Annotated in this window: 17 protein-coding genes; 10 read left to right on the forward strand and 7 right to left on the reverse strand. The window is 71.2% G+C overall.

Annotation, left to right across the window (positions count from 1 at the left end; genetic code table 11):
- Positions 1-196: 196 nt before the first annotated feature.
- The 3 genes from ACZ561_RS24860 (at position 197) to ACZ561_RS24870 (ending at position 2,998) form a co-directional block, all read left to right on the forward strand.
- A complete protein-coding gene (locus ACZ561_RS24860) occupies positions 197-1,729 on the forward strand; it encodes an MFS transporter (RefSeq protein WP_470998950.1) in 1,533 nt (510 codons plus the stop codon).
- Between the two features lie 215 nt (positions 1,730-1,944).
- A complete protein-coding gene (locus tag ACZ561_RS24865; protein ID WP_470998952.1) occupies positions 1,945-2,490 on the forward strand; it encodes a TetR/AcrR family transcriptional regulator in 546 nt (181 codons plus the stop codon).
- A gap of 289 nt (positions 2,491-2,779) precedes the next feature.
- A complete protein-coding gene (locus tag ACZ561_RS24870) occupies positions 2,780-2,998 on the forward strand; it encodes a hypothetical protein (RefSeq protein WP_470998954.1) in 219 nt (72 codons plus the stop codon).
- A gap of 56 nt (positions 2,999-3,054) precedes the next feature.
- On the opposite strand, the gene ACZ561_RS24875 is transcribed toward ACZ561_RS24870, so the two are convergent.
- The 4 genes from ACZ561_RS24875 to ACZ561_RS24890 all read right to left on the reverse strand — a co-directional run bounded on the left by ACZ561_RS24875 (position 3,055) and on the right by ACZ561_RS24890 (position 6,218).
- Positions 3,055-3,549, reverse strand: a complete 495-nt coding sequence (locus tag ACZ561_RS24875) for a DUF6099 family protein (RefSeq protein WP_470998956.1) — start codon at positions 3,547-3,549, stop codon at positions 3,055-3,057.
- Between the two features lie 243 nt (positions 3,550-3,792).
- A complete protein-coding gene (locus tag ACZ561_RS24880; protein ID WP_470999333.1) occupies positions 3,793-5,010 on the reverse strand; it encodes an AAA family ATPase in 1,218 nt (405 codons plus the stop codon).
- Positions 5,011-5,242: 232 nt separating this feature from the next.
- Complete coding sequence (locus ACZ561_RS24885) at positions 5,243-5,662, reverse strand: cell division protein SepF (protein ID WP_470998958.1); 420 nt, start codon at positions 5,660-5,662, stop codon at positions 5,243-5,245.
- Positions 5,663-5,762: 100 nt separating this feature from the next.
- Complete coding sequence (locus ACZ561_RS24890) at positions 5,763-6,218, reverse strand: Lrp/AsnC family transcriptional regulator (protein WP_329114786.1); 456 nt, start codon at positions 6,216-6,218, stop codon at positions 5,763-5,765.
- 116 nt (positions 6,219-6,334) lie between these two features.
- On the opposite strand from ACZ561_RS24890, the gene ACZ561_RS24895 reads away from it, so the two are divergent.
- Positions 6,335-7,393 carry an asparaginase gene (locus tag ACZ561_RS24895; RefSeq protein ID WP_470998959.1) on the forward strand — a complete coding sequence of 353 codons (1,059 nt, stop codon included), beginning with the start codon at positions 6,335-6,337 and terminating at the stop codon, positions 7,391-7,393.
- 155 nt (positions 7,394-7,548) lie between these two features.
- On the forward strand, positions 7,549-8,976 hold the full coding sequence (gene aspA, locus ACZ561_RS24900; protein ID WP_470998961.1) for an aspartate ammonia-lyase: 1,428 nt from the start codon (positions 7,549-7,551) through the stop codon (positions 8,974-8,976).
- Between the two features lie 23 nt (positions 8,977-8,999).
- Here the strand turns inward: aspA and ACZ561_RS24905 are convergent, their stop codons facing one another.
- Positions 9,000-9,974, reverse strand: a complete 975-nt coding sequence (locus ACZ561_RS24905) for an NADP-dependent oxidoreductase (RefSeq protein WP_470998963.1) — start codon at positions 9,972-9,974, stop codon at positions 9,000-9,002.
- Between the two features lie 69 nt (positions 9,975-10,043).
- On the opposite strand from ACZ561_RS24905, the gene ACZ561_RS24910 reads away from it, so the two are divergent.
- Both ACZ561_RS24910 and ACZ561_RS24915 read left to right on the forward strand, forming a co-directional pair.
- Entirely contained in the window at positions 10,044-11,033 is a 990-nt protein-coding gene (locus ACZ561_RS24910; RefSeq protein WP_470998964.1) for a GlxA family transcriptional regulator, read from the forward strand.
- Positions 11,034-11,343: 310 nt separating this feature from the next.
- The gene (locus tag ACZ561_RS24915) at positions 11,344-12,039 is read left to right on the forward strand and encodes a type 1 glutamine amidotransferase domain-containing protein (RefSeq protein WP_470998966.1); all 696 of its coding nucleotides are present in this window, start codon (positions 11,344-11,346) and stop codon (positions 12,037-12,039) included.
- Positions 12,040-12,093: 54 nt separating this feature from the next.
- Here ACZ561_RS24915 and ACZ561_RS24920 read toward each other — a convergent pair whose 3' ends face one another.
- Together ACZ561_RS24920 and ACZ561_RS24925 are read right to left on the reverse strand one after the other, a co-directional pair.
- Positions 12,094-12,486, reverse strand: a complete 393-nt coding sequence (locus ACZ561_RS24920; protein WP_470998968.1) for a nuclear transport factor 2 family protein — start codon at positions 12,484-12,486, stop codon at positions 12,094-12,096.
- A gap of 50 nt (positions 12,487-12,536) precedes the next feature.
- Entirely contained in the window at positions 12,537-13,940 is a 1,404-nt protein-coding gene (locus ACZ561_RS24925; RefSeq protein ID WP_470999335.1) for a short-chain fatty acyl-CoA regulator family protein, read from the reverse strand.
- Positions 13,941-14,329: 389 nt separating this feature from the next.
- Here ACZ561_RS24925 and aceA point away from each other — a divergent pair, with 389 nt between their 5' ends.
- The 3 genes from aceA to ACZ561_RS24940 all read left to right on the forward strand — a co-directional run bounded on the left by aceA (position 14,330) and on the right by ACZ561_RS24940 (position 18,209).
- Entirely contained in the window at positions 14,330-15,616 is a 1,287-nt protein-coding gene (gene aceA / locus ACZ561_RS24930; protein WP_470998970.1) for an isocitrate lyase, read from the forward strand.
- Between the two features lie 98 nt (positions 15,617-15,714).
- Complete coding sequence (gene aceB, locus ACZ561_RS24935; protein WP_470998972.1) at positions 15,715-17,307, forward strand: malate synthase A; 1,593 nt, start codon at positions 15,715-15,717, stop codon at positions 17,305-17,307.
- Complete coding sequence (locus ACZ561_RS24940; protein WP_470998974.1) at positions 17,304-18,209, forward strand: 3-hydroxybutyryl-CoA dehydrogenase; 906 nt, start codon at positions 17,304-17,306, stop codon at positions 18,207-18,209. The genes aceB and ACZ561_RS24940 overlap by 4 nt, the downstream gene beginning before the upstream one ends.
- Positions 18,210-18,399: the final 190 nt, after the last annotated feature.

The following is an 18,399-nucleotide window of genomic DNA, read 5'->3' on the forward strand; positions in this document are numbered from 1 at the left end:
GCTCCAGGTCTATCACCGGCGACGTCCGGGCGCGAAGCGCAACGGTTCGCACGCCTGCCGCAGTTCGCCGGGCCGGGAAGGCCGGGCTTCAACTCGGGCTCACACTGCGACGATTGTTAAACGGGGACAGTCCCTGTATCTTCCCAACAGGAACCGTGGAATGTCCCCGTTTAGCTTTCCGAGGAGATGCCGAATCATGAGTGAAGAGACCGTCGCGAGCACCGCGGGCCAGAGTCCGCCCATTGAGGGCGGCGCGGCGGACCGCCGCAACGGCATGGTGCTCGCCATCGTCCTCGCCCTGCAGACGATGCTGATCCTCGACGTGAACGTGGTGAACATCGCCCTCCCCGACCTCAAGGAGGCGCTCGACTTCACCCCGACCGGACTCTCCTGGGTCCTCAGCTCCTACCTGCTGGCCTTCGGTGGACTGCTGCTGCTCGGCGGCCGCGCCGGAGACGTACTCGGACACCGCCGCGGCATGCTCATCGGCGTCACGGTATTCACCCTCGCCTCGCTGCTCGGCGGCCTCGCCGACTCGGCGGGCACGCTGCTCACCGCCCGCGCCCTCCAGGGCGTCGGCGCCGCCATCGCGGCACCGACCGTGCTGGCGCTGATCGCCACCCACTTCACCGACGACAAGTCCCGGGCCCGCGCCCTCGGTCTCTATGCGGCGGTCTCCGGCTCCGGCGCCGCCATCGGACTGATCGGCGGCGGCCTGCTGACGGACTGGCTCTCCTGGCGCTGGGTGCTCTTCATCAACGTGCCCATCGGTGTCGCGTTGCTGATCGCGGCCCCGTTGTTCATCCACGAGACCGACCGCACGCCCGCTCGCTTCGACCTCGGTGGCGCCCTGACCTCGACGGTCGGTACGACCGCGCTGGTCTACGGCTTCATCCGGGCCGCCGAGAGCGGCTGGAGCGACACCCTGACCCTCGGCTCCTTCGCCCTGGCGATCGCCCTGCTCGCGCTCTTCGTCCTCATCGAGACCCACGCCAAGCAGCCGATCACCCCACTGCGGCTGTTCGCCGACCGCAACCGCGCGACCGGGTATCTCTCGCTGCTCTTCGTCATGGCGGCCGGCAACGCGATGTTCTTCTTCCTGACCCAGTTCCTCCAGGAGGTCCGGGGCTTCACACCGATCCAGGCGGGGCTCGCGTTCGTACCGCTTGCCGTGCTGATCCTCGCCACCTCCGGCATCACCGCCAAGGTGCTGCCCAGGGTCGGCCCGCGCGTGCTGACGGCCGTCGGCGCCGCCGCCATCAGCATCGGTCTGATCTGGTTCGCCCGGATCACCCCGGAGGCCGAGTACCTCTCCGCGCTATTCGGTCCGATGCTCGTCGCCGGCCTCGGCATGGGCACCCTGCTCGTCGGCGTCACCACCATCCTGATGTCCGGCGTCGCACCGGAGGAGACCGGTGCCGCGTCCGGCCTGCTCAACGTGATGCAGCAGATCGGTGGCGCGCTCGGCCTCGCCATCATGGTCACCGTCTTCGGCGCCGCCGGCCGCGCCGCCTCGAACGAGGTCCCGTCCGGTCTCGACGCCAAGGGCACGGCGGACTTCGTCCTCACCGAGGGCGTCACCACGGCGTTCGCCTGGGGCGCCGGATTCACCGCGCTCACGATCCTGCTGACGCTGGTCATGCGTACCGTCCCGACGGGCGGCGGCGTCACGGAGCCGGCGCCGGAGCAGGCGGCGAACCCCGCGGGGCGCGAGGTCACGACCCCCTAGCCCACCGTCCGCGCCGCGAGGGGACAGCCTCGCGCCCGCCCGGTCAGGCAGCGGTCCCGGAGCTCAACTCCCCGCCCGGGGCCGGGCGCGGAGATCGGCGAGGAGGGCCCGGAGCGGGAGCACGATAGAATACGGGGTCATACCCCGGTTTGGTGCCGCTGCCGTCGCCGACGGGAGCGGCACCGTTCCCAGCACGGCAAGGAGAAGGCAGCCCGATGCGCGCAGACGCCCGCCGCAACTACGAGCGACTCCTGTCCGAGGCCAAGAAGGCCTTCCACCAGCACGGCATCCACACGTCGCTCGACGACATCGCCAAGCAGGCGGGGCTGGGCAACGCGACGCTTTACCGTCACTTCCCGACCCGGGAGAGTCTGCTCGAGACGATGCTCCGCGACAGCATCTCCGAACTCGGCAGCACCGCACATGAGTTGCTGAACACCGAGCCGGCCGGGGCGGCGCTGGCGAGCTGGGTACGGGCAGCGGTCGCCCACGCCACCACGTACCGCGGTCTCGTGACCATGCTGATGGACAGCCTCAAGGACGAGACGTCCGAGCTGAACGACGCCTGCACGTCGATGCAGTCGTCCGGCCGGCAACTGCTGGAACGTGCGCAGCGTGCCGGTGAGGTACGGAACGACATCACGTCCTCCGAACTGTTCGCCCTGATCGCGGCGGCGTCCTGGACCCGAGAGCACGCGCCGGAGGAGGCCGACCAGGTCCTGACGGTCCTCATCGACGGCCTGTGGCCGACACGAAGCTGACCGGGGCCGGGACGCGACGCGCTGGGGCGAGGTACGGGAGCAGTCGCCCCGTACGGCCCCGGGACGTCCGTCAACGGTTCCGTCAGCATCCCGGCCGCGCCTGCTCGGTCGGGTGAATACCGGCGTTCCGGCGGAGCGCGTCCCACGAGGCCAGTGACCGTGGCCCGGCGCGCGTCGTTGGCTCGGGCGGAGCCGGACCGCCCGGCCCGCGCGCCGGCGGCCGCTGCCGGTGCGTCGTTCTCACGTGTGGCCCTCCCCCGCGGGAAGGGCCTGGGCCGAGGAGGCCGCCATGTTCCAGGAAGCCGCGCCTGAAAGGGCGATGCCCGAGCAGCCGGTCAGGCATTCCGTGCCCGAGCAGAAGGGCTCCGGCGCCCCGAAGGGCCTGCTGCAGCAGATGGAGGAGCTGATGGCGGCGCTCACCGCCGATCTGTCGCAGCTCGACGCCGACCTTCAGTCCACGGCGGACCGCCGTGAGCATCCTGCCAAGGACCGACCCCTCACGGACTGAGGGCTCTCCGGCCGTCCACCGCCCGTCTCCACGGCGGGCGTCCCCGCGGTTCCCGTTCACGACGGTCCCGCCGGGCCCGCCCGCTCACGGGCGACATCGGGCGGCCGGTCCCGCTCCCGTACCGCGAGCCGGCGCAGCATCCCCCGCACCCGGTCGTTCGACTCGTCAGCCGCGTCGATCGCCTCGATGCACTGCCAGTAGAGCCCCTCCTCGTCGGTGACACAGGCCACCCCGACGAGAGCGATCCCCACCTCTCCGAGGAGCGCGCTCAGCGCCGTCAGCGCCACACGCGTGTCCCCCACCTCGGTCAACTGAGCGGCTCTCAAACCGCCCGTACGCAGCGCGGGATGGTCGACCACCCCGCGCCCGCCTCCTGTCTCGCTCAACCCTCGCGCCTCGCCCCGCAGCTCCAGCGGTCCGCCGAGCGCGAGATGACTCCCCATCGCCTGGGCGAGGGCCTGTGCCTGCCATGCCTCCGCCACGATGTCCAACGCATCCCTGCTCCGCGCCAGCGCGTTCCGCCCCGTCGCGATCAGTCGCTCCGCTTCCATCGACGCCGCCCCCGTTCGTACGACTTACTGCCCACTCACTCCATTACCCAGCGTGAAGGCGCCTGAGCCCCAACGCCAGGGGAATTCGGAAATCTGTGGACAGGAGGCTCGATGGGGAAATCCCGATCACTCCGAAGAGTGACGATCATCGTTCCCGAAGGCGCCCATGGACCGTCCCGAGGCCGACCCCGGGGACAGCACACCTCGCTCCGGTCGATCCGCCCCGTCGGCAGGGACATTCCGTCACCGCTCCAGCTCCACCACCGACACCCCGGGCGTCTCCCGCGCACTCGCCGCGACCGTCTCCCCGACGGTCGCCACGAGCCTGATGTGGCCACCGGCACAGATGGTGGTGGCGAGACCCAGCAGCTCCCGGAGCTGACGGGGATCGAGCCCCCGGTCCAGTCCGTCCGCGAGGACGGTCAAGGTCCTCATGGCACCGGGCACTTCGGCGAGTTGATCCATGGCGAGCACACCCGGACCGGTGAGAAGGACGAGTGCGAGCGCGAGATAGCGGAGCTCCCCGTCCCCGAGCCGCCCCAACGGCGTGGCCACAGCCGCCGGCGACGACCCCTGCACCTGACCCGCCCCCACCAAAGCCCCCGGGGCACCGGCCCCGACGCGCAACGCCCCGCGCTCCAGCACCGCCCGTACCCTCCCGTCCGGCAGCTCCTCGACTCCGAGTCCCGTCACCGGCCCCGCGCATCCCGCGCCCGCGACCGAGGCCAACCGTGCGTGCCTGCGGGGGCATTCGGTGCGGGTGCGGTGCAGCACCTCCGCGAGGTTGTCGCACCCCCGCCGCAGCCGCCCCTCCCCCGTCGGCACGGGTGCGCGCATCCGGTCCGGTCGTGGGTCGCAGACGAAGACCGAACGCAGCGCCACCAGCACCTGTTCCGCCGCCGCCAGGACCTCCAACTGCCCCTTCGTCTTGCCCGCGACGCGCAGGGGCAGAAGGGCCGTGCCCAGCAGGTCGTCGGGGAACGGCGCCCTGGTGACGGGGGTGGCTCCGGCGGTGTGCCATTCGGCCTGGACGGCATCGCGGCCCGGGTCGCGGAGGGCGGTGGTGAGCAACGTACGGCCGCGGCGGGTGAGCCGCTCGCCGACGATCCGGAGCCGGGGCTCGGCCTGTACGGCGATGTCGAGGTGGACGGGGCCGACCGGGCCGTCGACCGTGCACCCGATCCGGAATCCCCGCCTCCCCTGGGCGTCGGGCCTGGCCCGTTCGGGAACACAGTCGGCCGCGTCGGGAAACACCGCGGCCAGATCGTCGCCCGCCCCCAGCCGCGCCAGCGCCTCGTACGCCCGCAGAGCACTGGACTTCCCGCTCCCGCTCGCCCCGGCGAAGAGCGTCACCGGCCCCAGGGGGTGGACGGCGGCGCGATGGGAGGCGAAGGCGGAGAGACGTAGTTCGGTGACGGCGGGGCGGGTGGGGCCGGCGGGTCGCCGCGTGGAGTCGCCCATGAGATGCCGCAGCACGTCATCCGCGGAGTCACCCACGGCGTCACGCGCGGATGCGCGCATGGTGTCGTACGTGGTGTCGCGCGCAGCGTCGAACGCGGAGCCCCGTGCGGGAGCGGGAGCAAGGGTGGAGATGGCGGAAGCGTCGGAATCGGGCGTAAGGCCGCCGGTGAAGTGCATGATCGGACCGTACGCAGACCGGTGTATGACGAACCGTTACACCGAGATGACCTTCCTACGATCGGGGGACGGCGACCCCGATGCCGTCGTCCTCCGACTCCGGCGCGCCCTCGACCTCGGTGCCGGCCGGGGTCAGCAGGAAGACGTTGCGGTCGACCCGGTGCATGGAGCTGCCGAGCCCGAAGACGACGCCGCTGCTGAAGTCCAGGATGCGCTTGGCGACTTCGGTGTCGGCGCCGGTCAGGTCCAGCAGCACCGGGATCTGGGCGACGAGGTACTCGGCGACCTCACGGGCATCGGCGAAGACCTGTACCCGCAGGACGACCATGCGGCGCTGCTCGGCGGCCTCGTACGGGTCGTGCATCGCGCGGTGATCGACTCTGGACGGCCATTCGTCACGGCCGCGCAGGGGGACGACCTGCGCAAGGCCCTCCCACTGCTCGTCGGTGACGTCGTACCTCTCGTACCTACTCATGCCTCCATCCTCCCGTCCCTCACTCGTTCGGCCCAACAGCGACACGACCCGACTCGACGCAACTCTCGACAAGTCGACAAGAGTCGACCCGGTGCGCCCCTCACCGCTCGACCGGCAGCCCCCGGGGCTCCTTGATCCGCTTCATGATGATCTGCGAGTTGACCTCGGTGACTCCGGTCAGCGAGGTCAGCCGCTCGATCCAGAGGCGCTCGTACGCGGCGAGGTCGGCGACCGCGATCCGGAGCAGGCAGCCGGGGCTGCCGAAGAGACGGTGGGCCTCGATGACGTCGGGGATGTCGCGGAGCGCCTCCTCGAAGGCCTCGACGGTCTCCCGGTCGCGCCGGACCTCGATGGAGACGAGCACCTCGAAGCCCCGGCCGACCGCCGCAGGATCGATGACCGCGCGGTAGCCCTGGATCACGCCGTCCTCCTCCAGCTGCCGCACCCGCCGCAGGCAGGCCGAGGCGCTGAGGCCGACGCGCTGGGCGAGCTCCAGATTGGTCAGCCGGCCGTCTTCCTGAAGCTCACGCAAGATACTGCGATCGATGCGGTCCATGACGCAATTATGCACGTCGGAATTCATGATTCCGGGCTCAAATCCGCAATCACATTCGATACAAGCTCACCTATCGTTGCGAGTGCGACGACCTTCGACCTCCGGGACAGACAGACATGCAGTGGACACGCGACGACCGGCCCCGCCGGATCACCCTCATCAGCACCGGCGGCACCATCGCCAGCCGCTGGCAGGGCACCGGGTACGCCGCCGACGCGTCCGGTGACGACGTCCTGGCCACCTCGGCCCTGCCCGAGGGCGTGGCGGTCGAGGTCGTGGACCTGTTCAACGTCAACAGCTCCCGGATGACCAGCGCCCGCCAGCTGACGCTGCTGCGCGCGGTCCACGCGGCCCTCGCCGACCCCGGTGTGGACGGCGTCGTGGTCACGCACGGCACGGACACCCTGGAGGAGTCGGCGTTCTTCCTGGACCTCCACCATTCCGACCCCCGGCCGGTCGTCTTCACCGGCGCACAGCGCCCGCTCGGTACGGGGGACGGCGACGGCCCGGGCAATGTGTACGACGCCCTGCAGGTCGCCGCCTCGGTACGTGACCTGGGCGTCCTCGTCGTCTTCGACGGCCGGGTCCACGCGGCGCGCGGCACGGTGAAGACGCAGACGCTCGCGGCCGACGCGTTCGCCGACCCCTCCGAGCAGGGTCTCGGGAAGGTCGGATTCGGCAGTGTGGACATCCGGCGCAGCCCGGACCGGCCCACGCCCCTCCCCCTCCCCGTGGCCGGAGGCACCCCGCCCCGGATCGACCTGGTGATGCACCACAGCGACGGCGACCCGCTGTTCCTGAAGACGTCCGTCGCGGCCGGCGCCCAGGGCGTCGTGCTGGTCGGCACCGGCGCGGGCAACGCCACCCCCGAGATAGCCTCGGCCGTCGCGGACGCGGTGGCCCAAGGCACCCTCGTCGCCCTCAGCACCCGGGTCCCCGCCGGTCCTGTCGCGGAGATCTACACGGGCGGCGGAGCCGTGGACCTGGTGGCCGCGGGCGCGGTACCGGCCGGAACGCTGCGCGCGGGCCAGGCCCGGATGGCGGTCCTCGCCACCCTGCTGTCCGATGTCGCCCCGGACCGTCGCCCCGCACTGCTGCACGGCCTCCTGAACGGCCCCACCCGCGCGGAACCGGCTCTGACGGCTGCGGGCTCCCGCTTCTCCGGCGGCTCCTGACCACGCGCCGGCGTCCGTCCTCTTCCCCTCCGCCGACGGACGCCGGCCCTCCTTCCTCCTCCCTCCCGGCGGGTTCACCCGCCCGGGCACGTCGCCGTGCCCTCCACACGCCTCTCCTCGAAACCCCCTCCCCTCCCCTTAAGGCACTGACCTCGATGAAGACTGTCTCCCGCCGTGAGCACGACCTCCTCGGAGAGCGGGAGGTGCCCGCCGACGCGTACTGGGGCATCCACTCCCTGCGCGCCATGGAGAACTTCCCCATCACGGGAACGCCGATCTCCGTCTACCCCCAGCTGATCGACGCGCTGGCAGCCGTCAAGGAGGCCGCCGCACTGACCAACGAGGAACTGGGCCTGCTCGCCCCGGAGAAGTCGGCCGCGATCGTCGCCGCCTGCCAGGAGATCCGTTCCGGGAAGCTGCACGACCAGTTCGTCGTCGACGTCATTCAGGGCGGCGCCGGAACCTCGACGAACATGAACGCCAACGAGGTCGTCGCCAACCGCGCCCTCGAACTCCTCGGCCACACCAAGGGCGACTACCGTCACCTGCACCCGAACGAGGACGTCAACCTCAGCCAGTCCACGAACGACGTCTACCCGACCGCCGTTCGGATCGCGGCCATCACGGCGGTCCGAGGCCTGCTCCAGGCGACGGCCGTCCTCCAGGACGCGTTCGCGGCGAAGGCCGTGGAGTTCCGCGACGTCCTGAAGATGGGGCGCACCCAGCTCCAGGACGCGGTGCCCATGACTCTGGGCCAGGAGTTCTCCACGTACGCCGTGATGCTGGACGAGGACCGCAACCGGCTGGCCGAGGCGGTGGAGCTGATCCACGAGATCAACCTCGGCGCCACGGCGATCGGTACGGGCCTCAACGCCCCCGCCGACTACGCCGAGACCGCCCGCCGCCATCTGTCCGAGATCACCGGGATGCCGCTGGTGACCTCCGCCAACCTCGTGGAGGCGACGCAGGACTGCGGTGCGTTCGTCCAGCTCTCCGGTGTTCTGAAGCGGCTCGCGGTCAAGCTCTCCAAGACGTGCAACGACCTGCGTCTGCTGTCCTCGGGCCCGCGCGCCGGCCTGAACGAGATCAACCTCCCCGCGGTACAGGCCGGTTCGAGCATCATGCCCGGCAAGGTCAACCCGGTGATCCCCGAGGTGGTCAACCAGGTCGCGTTCGAGGTGATCGGCAACGACATCACCATCACCATGGCGGCGGAGGGCGGTCAGCTGCAGCTCAACGCCTTCGAGCCGGTGATCCTGCACTCCCTGGCGAAGAGCATCACCTCGCTGCGGGCCGCCTGCCTCACCCTCGCCGAGCGCTGCGTCTCCGGCATCACGGCCAACACCGAGGAACTGCGCGCCGCGGTCGAGAACTCCATCGGCCTCGCCACGGCCCTCAACCCGCACATCGGCTACACGGCGGCCACCGCGATCGCGAAGGAGGCCCTCCTCACGGGTCGCGGCGTCGCCGAACTCACCCTGGAGAAGGGCCTCCTGCCCGCCGAGCGCATCGCGGAGCTCCTCACCCCGGAACGCCTGACGGGCTCCCCCGGCCCGCTCCGCCAGGAGCACATCAGGAGCTGATCAGCAGCTCACCAGCAGCTCCGCTAGGAGGCCTGCGCCGCTTCGTCCCCGCCGACCAGCAGGACGATCTTGCCGGTGGTGCGGTCGGTCTCGCCGAGGGCGTGGGCCTTCGCGGCCTCGGCGAGAGGGAAGGTGGCCTCCACGTGGGCCCGCAGGGAGCCCGCCGCCACCAGGTCGGCGACGGCGCTCATGCCCGCGTGGTCGGCCTCGACGAGAAGGGTCTCCACACGGACGCCGCGCGCTTCCGCCTTCTGCGCCTCGTCGGGGTCGGTGGGCGGCAGGAGCGAGACGAGGACGCCACCGGGGCGCAGGACCTCGAGGGAACGGGCGCGGGTCTCCCCCGACATCGGGTCGAGCACCACGTCGATGTCGTGGGCGACGTCCCGGAAGTCGGTGGTGCGGTAGTCGATGACCTCGTCCGCGCCGAGGGAGCGCACGAAGTCGTGCTTGGGCGCGCTCGCGGTGCCGATGACGTACGCGCCACGGGCCTTGGCGATCTGGACGGCGAGGTGGCCGACGCCGCCGGCGGCCGCGTGGACGAGGACCCGCTGTCCGGGAGCGACGGCGGCGGTGTCGACGAGCGCCTGGTAGGCGGTGAGTGCGGCGAGCGGGAGGGCTCCGGCCTGGACGTGGTCGATGCCGGCGGGCTTGGGGGCGAAGGCCCGGGCGGGGGCGGTCACGTACTCGGCGTGGGAGCCTACGCCGTAGGGGTAGGGCAGCATCCCGAAGACCTCGTCGCCGGGCTTGAAGAGCGTCACGCCGTAGCCGACGGCCTCGACGACGCCGGAGACGTCCCAGCCGAGGACGAGTGGCATCCGGTCGAGGAACAGCACCTGGGAGCGGTGCTTCCAGTCGGTCGGGTTGACGCCGGCCGCGCGGACGGCGACCAGGATCTGGCTGGGACCGGGGGCCGGTCGGGGGATCAGGACCTCCTTGAGCACGTCGGGGGTGCCGTGGGTGTCCTGGCTGATGGCGCGCATGGTGGCGTTGTTCGTCATGCGTCCAGGTTCCCGGCCGGGGCCTGCGCGTACCATGGCATGATTGCCATCTTTCGACAGGATCGTGCCATGGGAAGCGAAAGCGCTACGGGACTCGCCGCGGACACGCCTCACCGGGTCGTCGTCCTCGCCCTGGACGGGGTGTACCCCTTCGAGCTCGGCATCCCGAGCCGTGTCTTCGGGGCGGCGGGTGACCTGTACGAGGTCCTGACCTGCTCCGTCGACGGCGGCCCGGTGCGTACGAACTCCGACTTCTCCGTCACGGTGGAGCACGGCCCCGAGGCGCTGCGTACGGCGGACACGGTCGTCCTCCCGCCCTTCGACACCGCCCAGGTCACCCGGGAACTCCGGACGGAGATCACGGACGCCCTCGCCGAGGTCCCGCCGGGCACCCGGATCGTCTCCATCTGCACGGGGGCCTTCGTGCTCGCGGCGGCGGGTCTCCTCGACGGGCGGCCGGCCACCACGCACTGGGCGCTCGCGAACGTGTTCCGGTCGTGGTTCCCCCAGGTGGACCTGGACCCGGACGTTCTCTTCGTCGACGACGGCGACCTGCTGACCTCGGCCGGCGCCGCTTCCGGAGTGGACGTCTGCCTGCATCTCGTACGCAAGGACCACGGCACCGCCGTGGCCAACCAGGTGGCGCGGGCCTGCGTCGTACCGCCGTGGCGGGACGGCGGCCAGGCCCAGTACATCGTGCAGCCCGTCCCGGGGCGGGACTCGAGCGGGACGTGGGCCACCCGCCAGTGGGCCCTGGAGAATCTCCACGAACCGCTGACGCTGAGGGAGCTCGCCGACCACGCCCGGATGAGCCTGCGCACGTTCGCCCGCCGCTTCAACGAGGAGGTGGGCATGAGCCCGGGCCGCTGGCTGATCCAGCAGCGCGTGGACCACGCGCGGCAGCTCCTGGAGTCCACCGACCTGGCGGTGGACGACATCGCCGGCCAGGTCGGGTTCGCGACCGGGACCTCGCTGCGCCAGCATCTGCACGCCGCCATCGGGGTCTCCCCGCTCGCCTACCGACGGACCTTCCGAGGCTCCCTGTCGCCGAGCACCTGAGCATCGCCGCAGGTCAGAGCGGTGGTGAGGGTATTCCCTCGGATCCATCGGAGTTCCAATGCCGACCATTGGATTCTCCATTGGAATCCCGCCGACGGCGGGCTTAGCGTCGAGGACATCGCCGCACCGACGATCCGAACCCGGAGTGCCGGCGCTTGCGGAGTGTCGACGTTCGCCGAGCGTCGAATTTCGACGAAAGTCGACGCTCGCGAAACGCAGGCACTCGCAGAGCGTCAGCGCCCGCGGAGCGTCTCCCCGCGGCGGTACCCATCCCGGGCCTCAGTGCCCCGCCCCCTCGGAGTGACTCACCATGTCGAAGATTCTTTTCGTGATCACCGGCGCCGACCACTGGACGCTCGCCGACGGCACCAAGCACCCGACCGGCTTCTGGGCCGAGGAGGCCGCGGCGCCGTACGAGGCGTTCGAGGCCGCCGGTCACGAGGTCGTCGTCGCCACTCCCGGCGGCGTCGTCCCCACGGTCGACCGGAGCAGTTTCGCCCCCGAGTTCAACGGCGGGCAGGAGGGCGCGGACAGGGTCGCCGCCGTCCTCGCCTCCTTCACCGAACTCCAGCACCCGATCGCCCTGGAGGACGTGAACCTCGACGACTACGCGGCCGTCTTCTACCCCGGTGGCCACGGCCCGATGGAGGACCTCGCCGTCGATCGGACCTCGGGGCGGATCCTGATCGACGCCCTCGCCTCGGGCAAGCCGCTCGCCGTCGTGTGCCACGGCCCGGCGGCGCTCCTCGCCGCGACCGAGGACGACGGCACCAACGCCTTCGCCGGCTACCGGGTCGCCGCCTTCACCAACGCCGAGGAGACCCAGTCCGGCTTCGCCGACAAGGCCAAGTGGCTGCTGGAGACCCGTCTGGCCGAGGCGGGCGTCGACGTCCAGGTCGGCGAGCCCTGGGTGCCGAACATCGTCGTCGACCGCAATCTCGTCACCGGCCAGAACCCGTCCTCCTCCGCCCCGCTCGCGGCCGAGATCCTCAAGAAGCTGGGCTGACCCGGACCCGGCGACCGGCCCGGGGCCCGCTGACCCGAGGCTCCCGCCCCCGCCTCACTCCTCGGCGGCCTCCCGGGCGATCCGGTCGAACTGGGCGCCCATCGCCTCGGCAAGCGCCTGGGCGGCGGAGAGCGGCCGGACCATGACGGTGAAGTCGTCGATCCGGCCGTCCTCGTCGAAGTGCAGGAAGTCGCAGCCCTGGATCTGACGGCCGTTCACGGTCGCGGTGAAGACGAGCGCGTGGTCCCGCCCGTCGGGGTCGGCGATCTCGCGCACATAGGCGAAGTCCTCGAAGACACGCAGCACCCCGCGGAGGATCGCCGAGGTGATCGCCTTCCCGGCGTACGGCTTGAACACGACCGGGCTGGTGAAGACGACGTCCTCGGCCAACATCGCGACCACGGCGGCCGTGTCACGGTCCTCGACAGCCTTGCGGAACGGGTGCATGAACCCTCGCATACTCAATTCGTTGAATAGGTGAGGGGAGGCTACACCAGTCAGCCGTCCTCCACCGTGTAAGGAACGAACGTGCTGGTGTTCTCGTCCACCGCGAGTGGGCGACCCAGGGGCGGGACCGCGCGCTGGGGGCAGTCGAGGCGCTCGCAGAGGCGGCAACCCATGCCGATCGGGGTCGCCGCCCCTGTGTTGTCGAGGTCGATGCCGTCGGAGTAGACGAGTCGGGAGGCGTGGCGGATCTCGCAGCCCAGTCCGATGGCGAAGGTCTTGCCGGGCTCGCCCCAGCCGCCGCGGTTGCGGGTGACGGCGCGGGCGGTCCACAGGTACCGCTGACCGTCCGGCATCGCGGCGACCTGCACGTGGATGCGGCCGGGGGCGGCGAAGGCCTCGTAGACGTTCCAGAGCGGGCAGGTACCGCCGGCGCGGGAGAAGTGGAAGCCGGTGGCTGACTGACGCTTGGACATGTTGCCGGCCCGGTCGACCCGGACGAAGGAGAACGGCACCCCGCGCAGCCTGGGGCGTTGCAACGTGCTCAGGCGGTGGCAGACGGTCTCGTATCCGAGCCCGAAGTGGTCGGTGAGCCGCTCGATGTCGTAGCGGAACTCCTCGGCGGCCGTATGGAAGGCCCGGTACGGGAGGACAAGGGCGGCGGCGAAATAGTTGGCGATCCCGATGCGGGCGAGGGCGTGCGGGGTGGATCCGGTGGGGAAGTCCTCCGCCGCGAGCCGGTCCAGCTCGGCGGACTGCTCCAGCAGGGCCAGCTGCGTCGCCATACGGAAGGCCTGCTGACCGGGGCGGAGGCGGGTCGACAGGTGCAGTACGCGGCCGGCGTCGTCGTAGTGGTGCAGCCGGTCCGAGTCGGTGGTGACCCGGACGCCGTGGTGGTCCGCGAGCCGGGCGGTGAGGGTGCGCGCGACGTCCCCGGGGCGGATGCGGAGCGAACGGGCCAGCTCCTCGGCGGCGAGGTCGATGTCGTGGAGGTAGTTCTGGCGGCGGTAGAAGAACTCGCGTATCTCCTCGTGCGGGGAGCGGGGAGCGTCCGGGCGGAGGTCGCCGTCGCGGCCCTCGACCGTCCCGGCGAGACGCTCGGCGAGCTGCTGACTGCGCCGCCCGAGGTCCAGCAGGACATGCGCGACGGCAGGCATACGGGAGGCGAGTTCGGCCAGGTCCGAGGGGGACACGCGGGCCTTGTCGACCTCCCCCGCGAGCGCCTCGCGCAGGTCGGCCACGAGGCGGCTGGTGTCCCGTTCCGAGAAGAAGCCCGGGTCGACGCCGAAGGTCTCCGTCAGTCGCAGCAGCACGGGCACGGTCAGCGGGCGTGAGTCGTGCTCCATCTGGTTCAGATAGCTGGGCGAGATGGCGAGCACTCGGGCCAGCTCGGCCTGGTTCATCCGCCGCTCCTCACGCAGCCGCCGCAGCCGCGCTCCCGCGTAGATCTTGCCCACCATGCCTCCCTCGACCGTCCCGGACCCCTTTCGGACCGCCCCCGTGACGCGCGTCAGCCTACGCGGGAATCCGCGTCGACAGACCTTCGCAGACTTGGCAAATCATCGCGCGAAGATTCGCAGAAGTTGGCAATCGTCCCTGGTTGATGGCACCCGGTGTCATTGGGAGAGTCGTCCTGCGGCCCGCCGGTCCAGGCGGTACCACCGGGCGCGATTCATGCCCTGATGTCGGTGATCCCGGCAGGTTCCGGCTGGCGGTTCGACGCGATTGCTCAGTTCGTTCCACGAGGGACGGCGGGCCGCACACCCCATCACGGCACACAGTGCCAATGCTTTGCACTTTTGACGTGCACGGCCCGGTCGAACGACTCATGGAGACGGTGACGGTCATGGCAGAGACGAACACGACGGCTGCGGCGGCGAAGCTGGCCGAGCGCTGGGCAACGGATCCCCGCTGGGCCGGGATCGAGCGCACCTACACCGCCGAGGACGTGGTCCGGCTCTCCGGCAGCATCCGCGAGGAGCACACCCTGGCCCGGCGCGGCGCCGAGCGCCTGTGGCGGCAGCTGCACGAGCGGGACTACATCCACGCGCTCGGCGCGCTGACCGGCGGGCAGGCCGTGCAGCAGGTGCGGGCCGGCCTCCAGGCCATCTACCTCTCGGGCTGGCAGGTCGCCGCCGACGCCAACCAGGCCGGGCACACCTACCCCGACCAGAGCCTCTACCCGGTCAACTCGGTGCCGCAGGTGGTGCGCCGGATCAACAACGCGCTGCTGCGGGCCGACCAGATCGCCACCGCCGAGGGCGGCTCGGACGGCATCGACTGGCTGGCGCCGATCGTCGCCGACGCCGAAGCCGGCTTCGGCGGCCCGCTGAACGCCTTCGAGCTGACCAAGGCGATGATCGCGGCGGGCGCGGCCGGAATCCACTACGAGGACCAGCTGGCCTCGGAGAAGAAGTGCGGCCACCTCGGCGGCAAGGTCCTCGTCCCGACCGCCCAGCACATCCGCACCCTGAACGCGGCCCGGCTCGCGGCGGACATCGCCGACACCCCGACCCTGGTCGTCGCCCGCACGGACGCCCTCGCCGCGAACCTGCTGACCAGCGACGTCGACGAGCGCGACGCCCGGTTCGTGACGGGCGAGCGCACCGCCGAGGGTTTCTACCGCGTGCAGAACGGCATGGCGCCCGTCATCGCCCGTGGCCTCGCCTACGCCCCGTACGCGGACCTCATCTGGGTCGAGACCGGCACCCCGGACCTGGCGCAGGCCCGCGAGTTCGCCGAGGCGATCCACGCGGAGCACCCGGACCAGATGCTCGCGTACAACTGCTCGCCCTCCTTCAACTGGAAGGCCGCGCTCGACGACGACCAGATCGCCAAGTTCCAGCGTGAGCTCGGGGCGATGGGCTACCGCTTCCAGTTCATCACCCTGGCCGGCTTCCACTCCCTCAACCACGGCATGTTCGACCTGGCCCGCGGCTACGCCGAGCACGGCATGACGGCGTACGTCGACCTCCAGGAACGGGAGTTCGCCGCCCAGGCGCAGGGCTTCACCGCCGTCAAGCACCAGCGCGAGGTCGGCACCGGCTACTTCGACCTGGTCTCCACCGCCGTCAACCCGGCCTCCTCCACGACCGCGCTGGCCGGCTCCACCGAGGAAGAGCAGTTCCACTAGCCCGCCCTCCGGCGTCCGACCGGTTCGCGTCCCGGCCGAACGGGGGCGAGCGACCGTCTCCGCCCGCCCCCGTTCGCCCCGCAGCTCAGGAGAGTTCGATGACCATCAGCGCCCCGACCCGTCACGTCCGTGTCCTGGCCGCCCCCGGTGACCGCCACGACGAGATCCTCACCCCCTCCGCCCTGGACTTCGTCGGCCGACTCGCCGACGCCTTCGGCGAACGCCGGCAGTGGCTCCTGAAGGAGCGCCGTCGGCAGGCCATCCGGCTCGCCACCGGCTCCCCTCTCGACTTCCCCGTCGCCACCTCGGCCGTGCGCGCCGACCCGTCCTGGCGGGTCGCCCCGCCCGCCCCCGGCCTGACCGACCGCAGGGTCGAGATCACCGGACCACCGGACCGCCGGATGGCCGTCAACGCGCTCAACTCCGGCGCCCGGGTGTGGATGGCCGACTTCGAGGACGCCACCGCCCCCACCTGGGACAACGTCATCGGTGGCCAGCTCACCCTGCTCGACGCCATCGAGCGCCGCATCGACTTCACCACGCCGGAGGGCAAGGAGTACCGCCTCGGCGAGAACCCCGCCACCATCGTGGTCCGGCCGCGCGGCTGGCACCTCGACGAGGAGCACCTGGAGTTCGACGGCCGCCCGGTCCCCGCCTCCCTGGTCGACTTCGGTCTGTACTTCTTCCACTGCGCGCGGCGCCAGATCGACGCCGGGTACGGCCCGTACTTCTACCTTCCCAAGCTGGAGAACCACTACGAGGCACGGCTCTGGAACGACGTCTTCGTCCTCGCCCAGGACCTGCTCGGCATCCCCCGTGGCACCGTCCGTGCCACCGTCCTCATCGAGACGATCACCGCCGCGTTCCAGATGGAGGAGATCCTCTACGAGCTGCGCGAGCACAGCGCGGGTCTCAACGCCGGCCGCTGGGACTACCTGTTCAGCCTGATCAAGACCTTCGGCCACCGCACCGACTTCCTCCTCCCCGACCGGGCCAAGGTCACCATGACCGCCCCCTTCATGCGCGCCTACACCGAACTCCTGGTGCGCACCTGCCACCGGCGCGGCGCCCATGCCATCGGCGGCATGGCCGCCCAGGTCCCGAGCAAGGACCCGGCCGCGAACGAGGCGGCCCTCGCCAAGGTCCGTCTCGACAAGGAACGCGAGGCCGAGGACGGCTTCGACGGATCCTGGGTCGCCCACCCCGGACTCGTCCCGGTCTGCCGCGGCGTGTTCGACGGCGTGCTGGGCGACCGGCCCGACCAGACCCACCGGACGCGCGACGACGTGGAGACGACCGCGGACGACCTGCTCTCCGTGCGGCGGATCAGCGGCCCGCCGACCGAGGACGGCCTGCGCACCAATATCGCCGTCGCCCTGCGCTACTTCGACGCCTGGCTGCGCGGGCAGGGAGCCGTGGCGCTGTACGGGCTGATGGAGGACGCCGCCACCGCCGAGATCGCGCGGGTCCAGGTCTGGCAGTGGCTGAGGCACCAGGTGATCGACCGCGCGACCGTGCTGGAGGTTCTGGACGAGGAGCTGGCCAAGCTCGGGGCGGAGCACCCGTGGGCGGCTCTCGACGAGGTGCGTGAGCTGTTCGCGAGGACCACGCTCGCGGCCGAGCTGCCGCTCTTCTTCACCCCGGACGCCTACTCCCGTCACCTCGTGCGACGGACGGAGTCCGCGTCATGAGCGGGCACAGCGGGGCAGGCGGGGCCGGCGGGGCCGGCGGGGCCATCCGGCGCGTCGGGATCGTCGGCGGCGGGCAGATGGGGGCGGGCATCGCGGAGGTCTGCGCCCGCGCCGGCCTCGACACCGTCGTCTGCGAGGCCGACGCCACGGCCGCCCGCGCGGCCCGCGAACGGGTCGCCGTCTCCCTCGATCGCGCCGTCCGGCGCGGCAGGCTCGACCGGGCCGCCGCCGAGGACGCCCTGGCCCGTCTCCTCTTCACCGGAGATCTCGACGATCTCGCCGACCGTCAGCTGGTCGTCGAGGCCGTCGTCGAGAACGCCGACGCGAAGACCGGGATCTTCGCCGCTCTCGACAAGATCGTGGCGGACCCGGAGGCGATCCTCGCCAGCAACACCTCGGCCGTCCCGATCATGCGGCTGGGCATGGCCACCCACCGGGCCGACCGGGTCGTGGGCGTGCACTTCTTCAACCCCGTGCCGGTGCTCCCCCTGGTGGAGATCGTCCCCTCGCTCCACAGCACGCCGGAGACCACGGCACGGGTCGAGAGCTTCGTGCGCGACACCCTCGGCAAGACCGCGATCCGCTCCCAGGACCGGTCCGGCTTCGTCGTCAACGCGCTGCTCGTGCCGTACCTCCTCGCGGCCGTCCGGATGGCCGAGTCCGGGTTCGCGACGGCGAGCGACATCGACGCCGGCATGGTGCTGGGCTGCGCCCACCCGATGGGCCCGCTGAAACTGGCCGATCTGATCGGCCTCGACACCGTCGCCGCGATCGCCGAGTCGCTGTACGAGGAGTTCAAGGAACCCCTCTACGCCCCGCCCCCGCTGCTCCAGCGCATGGTCCAGGCGGGGCTGCTCGGCCGCAAGAGCGGCCGCGGGTTCCACACGTACGACCAGGACTGAGGGGTCCTGGTCCGCCGCCCGGGCAGAGGGAGCCCGGCTGCTGAAGGAACCGGTGGGGGTGCGACGCGCGGTGCGGTCGCACCCCTTCCGTGTGGTCCGGTCCACCCCCGGCATCCGCGGCTCGCGGACGTGAACGGTCACATCCGGCATAGAACGGATTACCCCGCAGGTTCAAGGAGGGCAAGGTCAC

This window comes from Streptomyces sp. NPDC039609 (assembly GCF_055596705.1).

Excerpts from the sequence above, each read along its gene's own strand:
- ACZ561_RS24860 (WP_470998950.1), top strand. The coding sequence starts at position 197 with ATGAGTGAAGAGACCGTCGCGAGCACCGCGGGCCAGAGTCCGCCCATT.
- ACZ561_RS24865 (WP_470998952.1), top strand. The coding sequence starts at position 1,945 with ATGCGCGCAGACGCCCGCCGCAACTACGAGCGACTCCTGTCCGAGGCC.
- ACZ561_RS24870 (WP_470998954.1), top strand. The coding sequence starts at position 2,780 with ATGTTCCAGGAAGCCGCGCCTGAAAGGGCGATGCCCGAGCAGCCGGTC.
- ACZ561_RS24875 (WP_470998956.1), bottom strand. The coding sequence starts at position 3,549 with ATGGAAGCGGAGCGACTGATCGCGACGGGGCGGAACGCGCTGGCGCGG.
- ACZ561_RS24880 (WP_470999333.1), bottom strand. The coding sequence starts at position 5,010 with ATGGGCGACTCCACGCGGCGACCCGCCGGCCCCACCCGCCCCGCCGTC.
- ACZ561_RS24885 (WP_470998958.1), bottom strand. The coding sequence starts at position 5,662 with ATGAGTAGGTACGAGAGGTACGACGTCACCGACGAGCAGTGGGAGGGC.
- ACZ561_RS24890 (WP_329114786.1), bottom strand. The coding sequence starts at position 6,218 with ATGGACCGCATCGATCGCAGTATCTTGCGTGAGCTTCAGGAAGACGGC.
- ACZ561_RS24895 (WP_470998959.1), top strand. The coding sequence starts at position 6,335 with ATGCAGTGGACACGCGACGACCGGCCCCGCCGGATCACCCTCATCAGC.
- aspA (WP_470998961.1), top strand. The coding sequence starts at position 7,549 with ATGAAGACTGTCTCCCGCCGTGAGCACGACCTCCTCGGAGAGCGGGAG.
- ACZ561_RS24905 (WP_470998963.1), bottom strand. The coding sequence starts at position 9,974 with ATGACGAACAACGCCACCATGCGCGCCATCAGCCAGGACACCCACGGC.
- ACZ561_RS24910 (WP_470998964.1), top strand. The coding sequence starts at position 10,044 with ATGGGAAGCGAAAGCGCTACGGGACTCGCCGCGGACACGCCTCACCGG.
- ACZ561_RS24915 (WP_470998966.1), top strand. The coding sequence starts at position 11,344 with ATGTCGAAGATTCTTTTCGTGATCACCGGCGCCGACCACTGGACGCTC.
- ACZ561_RS24920 (WP_470998968.1), bottom strand. The coding sequence starts at position 12,486 with ATGCACCCGTTCCGCAAGGCTGTCGAGGACCGTGACACGGCCGCCGTG.
- aceA (WP_470998970.1), top strand. The coding sequence starts at position 14,330 with ATGGCAGAGACGAACACGACGGCTGCGGCGGCGAAGCTGGCCGAGCGC.
- aceB (WP_470998972.1), top strand. The coding sequence starts at position 15,715 with ATGACCATCAGCGCCCCGACCCGTCACGTCCGTGTCCTGGCCGCCCCC.
- ACZ561_RS24940 (WP_470998974.1), top strand. The coding sequence starts at position 17,304 with ATGAGCGGGCACAGCGGGGCAGGCGGGGCCGGCGGGGCCGGCGGGGCC.